We start from the raw sequence: 12,008 nt of genomic DNA on the forward strand, positions 1-12,008 counted from the left end.
ATAATGGGCATCATGGTTTACCTCCATCCCCGGTAGTACGGGCGGAGGATTACTGTGTATTTTAATAAAATGATTATGAACCGTTTATTTCATACCTGCAAACAGTTGATTGGCATAGCTGCCTTGTCCGTGGGGCTATACGCTTGCGATTGGATACACGACGACTCGCTGCCGCTTTGCGAGTTCCGCCTGTATTTCAAGTACGACTATAATATGAAATTCGCCGACGCTTTCCAGCATGAGGTAGACTTCGTTACGCTCTTCTTCTGCGACCAAGAAGGAAACTTCCTTTTCCAGCGGCGGATCGAGAAGAGCGAGCTGGACGAGCGGAACTCCATCGCCCTCGACATGGAGCCGGGTACCTATCAGGTAGTCACTTGGGCCGGGCTGGACAAGGGCAGTTACGCATGGAACGACCCTGCCGAGACGTCGCAGGCTGTCGGGAGGGCGCAAGACGTCAAGGTACGTACCTTGCGCGAGGCCAATACGACACAGCCCAACGAGCTGCACCCGCTTTGGCATAGCCTTGATACCTTCACCGTGACGCGCGATAGGCCCGAGGCCGACACCATCTCACTCGCCAAGAATACCAACAAGCTGCGGGTCGTGCTGCAAAACGTGATGGGCGAGGACATGGACGTGAATAACTTCTCCTTCCGGATCGTGGCCGACAACGGGTATATGGATTTCGACAACTCCTTGCTGCAAGATCCCACCATCCACTACCTGCCCTATTATACGGAGAACGTGGAGATCGGGGCGGATCCTACCCCGGGAGCTACCGTGGGCGGGCAATACGTGGCCGTGGCCGAGATGAACACCATGCGCCTGATGGCGGGACGCAATTACCGTCTTATCATCCGTCACCACGGATGGGAGAAAGACGTGCTGAACGTGAACCTTAACGATTACCTCCTCCTCACCAAGATGGAGGGACATCGTATCTCTGCGCAAGAGTATCTGGATCGGCAGGATGAGTACTCTATCATCTTTTTCCTTACGCCGAAGGTATGCCCCGATTGTCCGGATAAGCCTACGCCTCCGGACCCACCGGGACCGGATAATCCTGACAACCCTGACAATCCGAATAACCCGGATAACCCCGATGGCCCTGATCCGGAAGATCCTACGATCGTGGGGTACGCCTGCTTCAAGATACAGGTGAAGGATTGGGTGATTCGTATCAACGATGGCATATTGTAAACTGAGATTTATTAAATATCGCTAATGATGAGACGCTATACCATATATAACTTATTGACGGCGGTCGTCTCCGGCCTTTGCCTCTGTGGGCTTTTTACGGCCTGCGGCGAAGACCGGGGTGGCGATTTCCCGGATGACGACCCGAACCATTGTGTCGTAACCATCACTTTGCGGACTTCCCGCTCGGTACGACCGCCGCAGACGAAGGCCGGCGAGACAATTACTTGGGAAAATGATGATGAATACGAGCGAGACATCACGAACTGGCTGGTGGTGGCGTATGATGAGAGTGGCGTATTGGCGGGATATACCTCCAGCGAAGGTACCTATAATAAGGATGATGTTGATTCCTGCACGTCGGTGGATATGAGGTTGCCGGTCGGCACGTACCGTTTTTATGCGTTCGCCAACTTGGAGTCGTTGGAAGGTGGCGAAGCGCTTCTTGAACAGATCAAAAACACGAACCCCGCCTCGGGAGATCTGGGCTTGTCGGAAAAGGCTTTGGTAAGGGCGGTGAACATCCTGGCCTCGGGCAATAGCAGCATAGATGGGCGGAATGGTACACCGGGCAAGTTCGGTGGAGCGGATGGTATCGGAAATAGATTGCGTATCCCCATGAGCAGCTATGCCCAAGAGCATACGCTGCGACCCGCTCCGGCAGAGAACACATTCGGGATCCCCTTGATCCGCATGATCGGCAAGGTACGAGTAGAGATAACGAATAACTTGCCCCAAGCGATAATCGTAAGCAAACTGGACATCATGAACCTCCGCAAGGGAAGCCTGCCGATCTGGCTCTTGCCTTGGGGAGCGGATAAGTATTTGGAATTTGAGGGCGACGTGGACTTGGAGCAGCCTTTGGCGCCCAATTTTCCGAATGACGCGACTCCTCCGACGGTAAACTCGAAGGATCTTTTTGCAGAAGAGATCTTGCCTGGGGCAGATGAAAAACAAATACCGGGTAAAACGGACGGTAGTGCGGATGGTAATGTAAAAGTTTACACCCGCTATATCCCCGAGACCAACGCGGCCGTCGGAGAGAACGGCGGTGGCATCCACCTCGGTGTAGAGATCGAAGGCCGCCCTCGTACGGAACACCTCACGGGCTTCGACTTCGTACGCCGCAATGACCTGCTGGTCATCCCTGTCGTGATAACCAACATCACGACGAAATTGGAAGTAGCCGAGCAACGCCTCCCCATCGGGGTCTACCCGACCGCCTTGGTCTATGGTGAGAAGACGGGCGTGCAAATACTGACGCCTGTTGAGCATACCCTGCAAGCCGCCGGCGACTTGTCGATCCGTTTCGAGATATCTAGCATAGAAGGCGTGACAGGAGATTTCACGATCAAAGGTCTCCCGCAGGATGAAACGGTTACGGAAACAGCGAAAATTAGTTCGATCCAAGTAAAAAGCGACGAGAAACGTCTCATTACGGCCGTAAACGGAGAGGATTGTGACAAGAAACAGCGTTTCTACCTTCCCGAGGCTTCGGTCAAGGAAGGAAAGAAAGGTTCCTTCACGATCCGCACTCGGGAACTGGGTGGAAACGTGGATGCTACAGTCATCCTCACGCTCATTATAAACTATTATGTGGGTCAGGAGAAGCAAGAGATGCAAATCCCCTACACCATCAAGATAAGAAACTACAAATAACAACCATAATATAACAACAATAAACTAAAAAAGGAGGACCTGACGGATGAGACCATCAATCAACCTACGATATAAATCCCTGTTATTAACTTGCTTGCTGATCCTGTCCGCCGGTGCGGTTGCGCCGGCGTGGGGGCAACAGTACACGATTATTCCTAGTACACAAACTAAAGTCACTGAACGTGTGGATACAGTGTATGTAAAAGATGGGGTAGAGAGGGAGTTGTTTGTGCCGGAGTTGAGGAATAATGATGGGGGTAATGTCGATTCACGTTATAAATGGTATGTACGTTGGTATTTGGGAAATGGAAAGGATGTAAGCTCTTCACTAAAATCAACACCGGTTGACGTTACCACCGATAAACTAGTGAAAGGAGGTACTGCAAAAGTAGGATTCCATAATGCTTCATTAAAATTAGCAAATAATGGTAAATCGTTATTTTGGTATGATGGATTTTACAAGGAGTTTACATCCACCGCAACAGGAGCATCTACGGTTTCATACTTCTCATCTAAAGTGGAAGATGGTGACATTGTTGTATGTGATGTTAGTTTAAATAAGGTGAACGTTTCAGGATCTACAATTACAGAACCAGTGATTTCCATGCGTTACAAATTTGTCATTCAGCGTGCAGAAAATATAGCTAAGCGAATAGCGGCAATGAGTGGCTCTCCTTTTATTGAGGAAAATATATGGACTAGTGAGGGTGATGAGAATATTAACGTACAATTGGGAATGACTGCTAATAATTATGCGTGGTATAAAGATGGAACTACTCAAATTGTGGTAGGAGACTCTTATCGATATCAGATAAATGGAGGATCGTATCAGACTCTGAAATCTTGGGAGCAGATAATAGATTCTTTAAAGATTACGAATGAAACGACATTGCAAATTTGGGCTATTAATGATACGGAAATAAGCCCTTTGCTTTATAAGTATACACTTGCTCCAATCAGTGGTTCAGGCTTTATGCTGGAAGATAGCATGTTGGTACAGCAACAAGAGAATCGGCTGGATATGAGGCGGGAACCGGATAAACATAAGGATGTATATGAAATGATTGGTTATATTAATTTCGATAGGAATGATTCGATAACCCTTAGCGAATTAATGGCTGATAAATCAAAGAATATCGTATCCTGCAGTTTCGCAGAAAATGCATCAGATAAAAGCAAATGGTTGGATCCGGAAGTTACGGGTTATGCACCGTATAATTATAATACACAATATGAACAATATTCTCGTATACAAACACTGCAGAACCAATATGGATTGTTCCGTACGGCCAATTTGAAAGATTGTTCTAGGGATGGTCTATCGTTTGGCAATACAAATAAGTATTATTGGTTTGTAGCCAAAAAATATACTAATAACGATTTCAAAAACTCGCCAGAAATATATGACCGGACTTATTATAATACGGATAAAAAATCATTAGGGTATTTCTTTTATGTGGATGCGGCAAATTTGCCGGGACGTTTGGTGAAGATTAAATTGGATGGTATTATGTGCGCTCATACGGGTATCCTAGTAAACTTTTGGGTAAATGATATGACAACAAGAGCGAATGAGACTCATTCAGGTTCAAAAGGAGGTAAGCCTCTTCCTCCAAATATCAATATGAATTTCATTGGACGGGATAATCAAGGAAATGATGTTGTCTTGCACCGTTTTACTTCAGGAGATGCGCTTACGTACTATTCGATGAAGGATCCCTATAATGTTACGACTAATATTTCAGATAATCAGCCTCATTCGTATGAGACCAATGAATACATCGGCAAATGGCAACAGTTGGTTTATTCTTTCAACCTATTAGGGGATTTGAGTAACTATAAAGAGTTCTATTTAGAGGTACAAAACAACACCATTCATGCGAATGGTTCCGATTACGCTATCGACGGCTTGCGTATCTATCGTACCAAGCCGCAGATCGACGTGAAGCGAGTAGACGTGTGTTCTTCTGCCAACCTGACCGTTGCCACGGATTACGAACTTCTGCTCAAGAATATGGGTTGGAGCATTAATCCGGATGTATTGTCCGATCTGAATATGGGGAATGAAATAACGGAAGATTCAAAGCATATATGGAAATACCGCTATGGTTTGATGGGTGGAGATCCAACGAAAAGAAAAGATAATCTTAATAAAACGATCGGAAACGTTTATATTGGAGCTACCGATAAAAAGGAAAAAGGGAATATAAAGGATCCTGAAGATTGGATTACATTAAATACGGATTTGAAGGATTATAGTAATGAGCGCTATAACAACCGAAGCAAGGTGTATCGTATTATCGTTCCGACTAAAGAAGGGTTGAAGCATCAAGGATTTGAGGATCTGACAAATTATGAAACTGCGATGCGACGACAAATTGTCGTAAACCTGCGTATGGTCAATGATTTCTTATATGATGCAGCTAAGCGAGGAGTTTGGGATGAAGACATAACCGCACATGCCCAACAAACAAATGGGGAATCGTTCCCGAAAGAAGAGTATATCGCATATTTGAAACAACATTTGAGAGATCTTTGTGACAAATCAGAGTGGGACTATAAGATTCCTGATCCGAAAGACCTGGAGAATCAGATAGATCAAATAATGAATGGATATGACAATAGATATGAAGAACTGATACGAGCCGTATGTTCCGTGGTGGGTATTTCTCGTCCTCGTGTGCCTTGGTGGGATGAAGAAAATAGCAATACCATCCATTTGAGTGCCATTGATGTGGACAAGACTGAGTTGAGATATAAAGGTGAGAAACCTTACGGAAGCGGGACGAAGGTAGAGCCTGCCTCCGGTAAGTATGATGTGGTAATCTTTAGTGCGACCGCGACAGTTACTAGTAATCAAGGGGTGGATTTCCCGAATGCCTCTGCGGGAGATAGTTTCCAAGATCCTTGCTTGCTGACTACCCCTTTCACCGTACTCCCTTCCTTCACGGTCGTAGCGAATACCAAAAGTGATTTGCCGGAGGGCATGATCGCTTGCGAGGGACGGATCAGTCAGATCGAGAAAGCGACCGTATGGGTTGAACAGTTGGATGGTGACCAAAATCCAACCGGGGAACTGACGGAGTTTGAAAAGATAGACGCTTTCAAAGATCATTCATATACGTTCGATTGGTTCTTGGGCGACTCGCTGGAATTTGCGGCGTTCCATGAGAGGCATGGGGTATCATTAGAAGAGATATTGAGCTCTTATAGAAATCAACTTTCTAATGGAAATAATGCTTTGCCTTTCCAAGCAGAAGCTTTGATTGAGTATTGTAAAAACAATGACGAATATAAGGCTCTTGATTTAATTGAGGAATTGAAGACATTGCTCTTAGGTGATGTGGACACAGAGCCGAAATTAGTGATTGGCGGGAAGTTTGGATATGCGGAATTCCGTTGGGTAAAAAAAGTGGTAGCGATTCCTTATCTACCGGAGAGTATTCTTGAGGGTGAACAACGCAAATGGCTCTTCTGCGACAAACCTCAGGAAAAAGTATTGGAAGCTGCTCCCGCCCCGAAACTACTTGTTGGTTTCCCGGATGTGGAGTATCCGGAAGGAATGGAGCACTATCCCAATGTTCCCCTGCGTATCGGCTTGCCGAATATCGTAGAAGGAAGCATAGAGAATATTCCTATTCAAGGAAAAGGTTTGACGATGGGTATGAAAGAATCTAACCAATTGGGTCTGCCTGATGGTAATGCTAAGACTATATTCTTGCGGCAAGGGCAGACTTATATAGAGGTAGGTGATTTGACGGCTTTGTTTGCGAAAGCTAAAACTGAAACTGAAACTGATAATGGCGGCGGGTTATTCTCGATGACCTTTAAGAAGGATGCCTATAAAGAATTTGCCGAAGGCCAAATCTATTCACTTTATATCCCATTCGGTGAATATAAGGATGGAAATTTCGTAGCAGGCTCTTGCGAGGGATATGCTACCTTACTTATCAAGATCGTGCCGGAATACTTGACTTGGACGGGTAAGAACATCGGTGAGGATGCTGCGGCATGGTATAATGATGCGAACTGGCAGCAGTCTACGAAAGGGGAATTGTACATTCAAACGGGAGCAAGCGATGAGGATGCCAATGGTAACGATGATGTGACCGCCGCCTTCGCCCCGCTTCATTTCACCCGTATCACGATCCCGGGAGGGCAGACACTGGAATTGGAAGACTTGAAAGAGGATAAGAATTTACTGCAAGGAATTGATACGACATCTGAAACAAAGGCTACCCAATATATCCAATACGATATGGCGGTAGACAAAAAGGAAGATAATACGATCGTAGCTCCGTACTATATAAATAAGGTAAAGGCTATCTATTTCAAACCCGAGGCGCAGTTACGCCGTCAGCAATTCCTGACGTACGACACCGCCCGTGTGGAATTCGAGATGACACCTGACGCGAAATATTGGATGGCATCGCCCCTGCAAAGCGTATTCGCCGGCGATATGTACACCGTAAAGAACACGGGCCGTCAGAACACCTATGCTTTCGACGATATCACTTACCGCACGGCCAACAACGACCGCCAAGCCCCTGCCTTCTACCAGAAAGCCTGGGACAAGGCGATCACGATGTACGTGCCGAAGAGTGAGGTCGATCCGGTAGATCTCAATCTGATTTTGGGGAACGATGAATTAGACAAGAAGAATTACGAGATAGTCCAATCCAATTGGAGCCGTGAATACAATGATGTGAACGTCCCCTACGCTTTGGGAAAGGGATTCTATGCCAGCGTAGAAAAGAAGAATGCGACCGGCTTGGGCGAGAAAGTATTGGTACGCTTACCGAAAGCGGATACGGAGTACAAATACGAGCCATTGACCAAAGCCATGACCAAAGCCCCGACTTTGGCGGAACGGATCAATGCCGGCAAGCTGGCGGATGAGAAGCCGATCGAGGTGGTATTGACAGATACGAATGGAACGGAAGAATGGTGGAATACGGATAATGGAACCGTCCGTGTCATCGCCGATGGTGACGGTAAGCACTTCCTGTTGGGTAATCCGTATATGTATCCGTTGGATATCGTTCGTTTCTTGAAAGAGAATGAGGCTATCTTAGCGCAAAAATATTGGACATTGGATGTGAAGGAGGGGCTTGTTGTCGGTACACCTGATGTGGAATGGGAAGGTGGAAATGTTACTGATGCTACATCCGGAGCCGTTATCGCCCCCATGCAAGCCTTCTTCGTAGAGCTGAAAGATGCGGCTCAAACAAAAGCGGAAGGTACGGCAACCGGTACCGATCTGAAGGTGGTTCATTTCGATCCCTCCATGATGCAAGGAGAGCCGGAGAAGGTCTCTTCTTCCTTGCGTACCGCTACGGCCAAGAACCCGGTATTGAGGCTGACAGCGGAGCGAGATGCATATCGCAGCACGGCCTTGCTGACGCGGCAGGATGATGCTGCGAATAGTTATGAGGCAGATAAGGATGCCGTAATCTTGCTGGATACGGAACTGGAGGAGATCCCGCAAGTGTACACCATTGCCGGGACTCGTGCCGTAGGCGTGAACGTAGTACGACGGATCGACCAAGTGCCCCTTGGCGTATATGCCGGCGAGGGTAAGGGCGAGGTTACGCTGACGATAGAGGGTATTGGCGATTGGGCGGAGACGCTTTACCTGTACGATGCCGTGACCCGTAAAAGTACGGAGCTGTCGGGCGATACCTACACCCTGCGTCTGGACGGCAGCAGCCATGGACGTTACTTCCTAAGCGCAGGCTCGCCTACCGGCAATGAGGGGGTAGACAACGTAGAATCTATCTCTGTCTATTCCGCCGTATCGGGTAGGGTAGTGGCCAGCGCAAGCGAGGCATTGAAGCGGATACAGGTGTTTACGCCGATGGGTCGTTTGGTACGTACCTTATATCCCGCCCGTCCGACTTATACGTTCGATCTCCCGGCAGGCATCTACATCATCCGCGCGGAGATCGCCCGCGACCAGAAGACGGTGAAACTACGGGTTCAATAACACATCCGGCAGCACTGTCGTACGACCTTAGACAGTGCTGCCGAATGACCTTAGACAGATCGTATGTAATAGGAACGTTTCTTATTTGTTCCATCTTTTTTGGCAATCTGATATAAATCCCTACCTTTGCCCGAAACGAGACATTACATAAAACATATCGTCATGACACTGATAGCCAATCCGATTTACGACTCCGTGTTCAAGTTTCTCTTGGAGGATGAACGTGCCGCCAAGATCCTGCTCTCCGCCTTGTTGAGGCAGGAAGTCCGCGATTTGAAAATGCGCCGGAACGAATACACCAATTTACAACAGACCCGTATATCTCTTTTCCGGGTCGATTTCTCGGCGAAAATCGTGGATACCTCCGGTACGGAGCGTCTTGTCTTGATCGAGTTGCAAAAGACGTGGCTTGCCACCGAGACACTTCGTTTCCGTCAATACTTGGGAACCCAGTATCTGAGTAAGGAGAATATCGTGGAAGAGAGTACCCCGGGCGGTTTTGGCTTGCCGATCATCTCCATCTATATTTTGGGTCACAAGGTAGGTGATTTGGAGCAACCGGTGGTTTACGTGCGTCGTCGTTACTTGGATTATGACGATAATGAAATCTGTAAGGGGGTTCCCGACCCGTTTATCGAGAGCCTTACCCATGACAGTATCATCGTGCAAATACCGTATCTGAAAAAGAATGCCCGGAATCATCTTGAACGTATCCTTGCTATTTTCGACCAGGGCTTGCGTATGTCGTCCGACGATCATTTGCTTAATATAGATGAGGGGAAGATGGAGTTGGAAGAGCTTCTTCTTGTCAGGCGTTTGACTCTTGCCGCTGCCTCTCCTGAGATTCGGCGAGAGATGCAGGTTGAGGACGAAATCCTCTCAGAGATAGAAGCCCGTGATACGACCATCATGTTAAAAGATAAACTGATCGAACAGAAGTCCCAAGAGATCGAACAGAAGTCCCAAGAGATCGAACAGAAGTCCCAAGAAATCGAACGGCAGAAAGATATCTTGTGCTCAACGGTTAAGAACCTTTCTGCCCGCGGTTTGTCAATTTGTGAGATAGCGGATATTTTATCTATATCAGAATATCATATCCAAGAGCTGTTATCCAAATGAATCTACTTCTACCATGCCATCCTTGATATGGATCACCCGATCCGTGTTTGTAGCCAGCTGTTCGTCATGCGTCACGATGACGAATGTCTGGTTCATCTGGTCTCTTAACTCGAAGAAGAGGGCGTGCAATTCTTCCTTGTTCTTGGTATCGAGACTTCCGGAAGGTTCGTCGGCTAAGATAACCGCCGGATTGTTGATAAGCGCACGGGCTACCGCTACCCGCTGTTTCTCTCCGCCGGATAACTCGGCAGGCTTGTGTGCCATGCGATCGGAGAGTTTCAGGAAGTCCAGTATCTCTTTCGCCCGCTTTTCGGCCGCCGCCGATTTCTCCTTGGCGATCAGTGCCGGGATCATCACGTTCTCCAAGGCCGTAAACTCCGGCAGTAATTGATGGAACTGGAAGACGAACCCGATATTCCGGTTGCGGAAAGCCGCCAGCTCCTTATCTCCCAATCGTCTTGTCTCCGTGCCATTGATAACCAGCCGCCCGCTATCCGGTGCGTCGAGCGTGCCGATGATTTGCAACAAGGTTGTCTTACCCGCTCCGCTGGGGCCTATGATAGCGACAACCTCGCCCTTGTTTATCGTGAGGTCGATACCTTTCAATACTTGTAAGGCACCGAAACTTTTCGTTATTCCTTCGGTTTGTATCATATCAAGTTTCTTAGGACGTGCGAGGCAAGGAAACAGCCGAACGTAGCCGGCATATAAGAGACCGTTCCCGTGGTCGTACGTTTACATGTTTCGTTTTCAATTTCGATCACGGCGTCCGGATCAGCGAACTCGGTGGAAAATACGACGGGAATTCCCTTGCTTACGCCTAGAGGACGCAACCGTTTCCGCACCGCTTTCGCAAGGGCGCAATTGATTGTCTTGGAGATATCCGCAATCCGTACCAAGGACGGGTCTACCTTAGCTCCCGCCCCCATGGAGGACACGATAGGAATCTTATGGATATATGCTTGGTACATCAGGTATACCTTGGGACTTAGGGAATCGATAGCATCTACCACGAAATCGAGAGGAGCCGATAGGAGTACCTCCTCCGTCCGCTCGTCTCGCAGGAATTCATTCAGGACGGTTAATTGCAACTGGGGATTGATATCGAGCAAACGCTTGGCTACGACCTCGGCTTTTGGTATCCCTAGGGTGGAATGAAGGGCGGGCAATTGGCGGTTGATATTACTCTCGTTTACCGTATCGGCGTCTATGATCGTCATCTTTCCTACTCCGGCCCGGCAAATCTGCTCAGCGGCATAAGCTCCCACACCTCCCAGTCCAACTACCAATACATGGCTACGGGATAAGCGCTCCATACGCTCCGCTCCGAACAAAAGTTCTGTCCGTGTATTCCAATTGTAACTCATTTATCTATTTTTGAGCACAAAAGTAATCAATTGTTCCGGTTCCTCCAATACTTGCTTTTATCCGAAAGCTTTTTGTCTTGTTACTGCACGGTCGTTGCAGCGTTACTGCATGGTCGTTGCAGTATTACTGCATCAGCCTTGCAGTATTGCTGCACCCCGGGTTGCAGTGGATGTTTACGTCAATTTTGATCGCTTAGGCAGTACTTTACATTGTTCTTATCAAGGGGGTTCCGGTTCTTTTTGACGGTCTTACGTGCATCGACCAAGTATCTTAGTTGCGTTGGCAACGTATCTTAAGATACTTGGTCGATGAAGTTAAGATACTTTGCTGACAAGGGAATTATGGTGCGGTTGCCCTCCTCTTCCTTCGGGTTAGGCGTGAATCCGATGTCAAGGCAGAAATCGTCCGTGTATCGGACGTAATAGCCCGTGGTCCCATACGCTTCGCTCAGGATCGCCGTGTAGGTGGAACCTTCGCATTCTTCCATCTCTATTTGGCTGCGAACTTAATTATTTTAGATGAATTTGAACTCTAAATAGGGTATCCTATATTATAATGTACCCGAAGTCGGTTGCCGTAAAAAACTTGAAAAATAATGCCGGAAAAGTTTGGAGTTTATGCTTTATAGCATTACTTTTGCACCCGCATTCGAGAGAGAACGGCGCTTCAGGAATGA

The 12,008-nt window shown here is 47.6% G+C and carries 7 protein-coding genes; 4 read left to right on the top strand and 3 right to left on the bottom strand.

All coding sequences use genetic code 11. The features are described 5' to 3' along the window. Nucleotides 1–75: 75 nt before the first annotated feature. The 4 genes from E5342_RS09765 to E5342_RS09780 all read left to right on the top strand — a co-directional run bounded on the left by E5342_RS09765 (nucleotide 76) and on the right by E5342_RS09780 (nucleotide 9,964). Nucleotides 76–1,203 (top strand): FimB/Mfa2 family fimbrial subunit, encoded by a 1,128-nt coding sequence (locus E5342_RS09765; RefSeq protein WP_135959300.1) that lies wholly within the window; start codon nucleotides 76–78, stop codon nucleotides 1,201–1,203. A gap of 24 nt (nucleotides 1,204–1,227) precedes the next feature. Further along, entirely contained in the window at nucleotides 1,228–2,859 is a 1,632-nt protein-coding gene (locus E5342_RS09770) for a hypothetical protein (protein WP_210434965.1), read from the top strand. Nucleotides 2,860–2,905: 46 nt separating this feature from the next. Further along, the gene (locus tag E5342_RS09775) at nucleotides 2,906–8,845 is read left to right on the top strand and encodes a hypothetical protein (protein WP_135959301.1); all 5,940 of its coding nucleotides are present in this window, start codon (nucleotides 2,906–2,908) and stop codon (nucleotides 8,843–8,845) included. A 162-nt stretch (nucleotides 8,846–9,007) separates the two neighbouring features. Then, nucleotides 9,008–9,964, top strand: a complete 957-nt coding sequence (locus E5342_RS09780; RefSeq protein ID WP_135959302.1) for a hypothetical protein — start codon at nucleotides 9,008–9,010, stop codon at nucleotides 9,962–9,964. Here E5342_RS09780 and E5342_RS09785 read toward each other — a convergent pair. The 3 genes from E5342_RS09785 to E5342_RS19685 all read right to left on the bottom strand — a co-directional run bounded on the left by E5342_RS09785 (nucleotide 9,953) and on the right by E5342_RS19685 (nucleotide 11,819). Then, complete coding sequence (locus tag E5342_RS09785) at nucleotides 9,953–10,618, bottom strand: ABC transporter ATP-binding protein (RefSeq protein WP_135959303.1); 666 nt, start codon at nucleotides 10,616–10,618, stop codon at nucleotides 9,953–9,955. The genes E5342_RS09780 and E5342_RS09785 overlap by 12 nt on opposite strands. Beyond that, entirely contained in the window at nucleotides 10,615–11,331 is a 717-nt protein-coding gene (locus E5342_RS09790) for a tRNA threonylcarbamoyladenosine dehydratase (protein ID WP_135959304.1), read from the bottom strand. The genes E5342_RS09785 and E5342_RS09790 overlap by 4 nt, the downstream gene beginning before the upstream one ends. Before the next feature lie 293 nt (nucleotides 11,332–11,624). Beyond that, a complete protein-coding gene (locus tag E5342_RS19685) occupies nucleotides 11,625–11,819 on the bottom strand; it encodes a hypothetical protein (protein WP_236651488.1) in 195 nt (64 codons plus the stop codon). Between the last annotated feature and the right edge of the window lie 189 nt (nucleotides 11,820–12,008).

The sequence above is a fragment of the Parabacteroides distasonis genome, from assembly GCF_004793765.1.
In the GTDB taxonomy this organism is placed as follows: Bacteria; Bacteroidota; Bacteroidia; order Bacteroidales; family Tannerellaceae; genus Parabacteroides; species Parabacteroides distasonis_A.

Bases quoted from the DNA above. Each gene is read 5' to 3' on its own strand.
- E5342_RS09775 (WP_135959301.1), top strand. From the start codon at position 2,906: ATGAGACCATCAATCAACCTACGATATAAATCCCTGTTATTAACTTGC.
- E5342_RS09770 (WP_210434965.1), top strand. From the start codon at position 1,228: ATGATGAGACGCTATACCATATATAACTTATTGACGGCGGTCGTCTCC.
- E5342_RS09780 (WP_135959302.1), top strand. From the start codon at position 9,008: ATGACACTGATAGCCAATCCGATTTACGACTCCGTGTTCAAGTTTCTC.
- E5342_RS09785 (WP_135959303.1), bottom strand. From the start codon at position 10,618: ATGATACAAACCGAAGGAATAACGAAAAGTTTCGGTGCCTTACAAGTA.
- E5342_RS19685 (WP_236651488.1), bottom strand. From the start codon at position 11,819: ATGGAAGAATGCGAAGGTTCCACCTACACGGCGATCCTGAGCGAAGCG.
- E5342_RS09790 (WP_135959304.1), bottom strand. From the start codon at position 11,331: ATGAGTTACAATTGGAATACACGGACAGAACTTTTGTTCGGAGCGGAG.
- E5342_RS09765 (WP_135959300.1), top strand. From the start codon at position 76: ATGAACCGTTTATTTCATACCTGCAAACAGTTGATTGGCATAGCTGCC.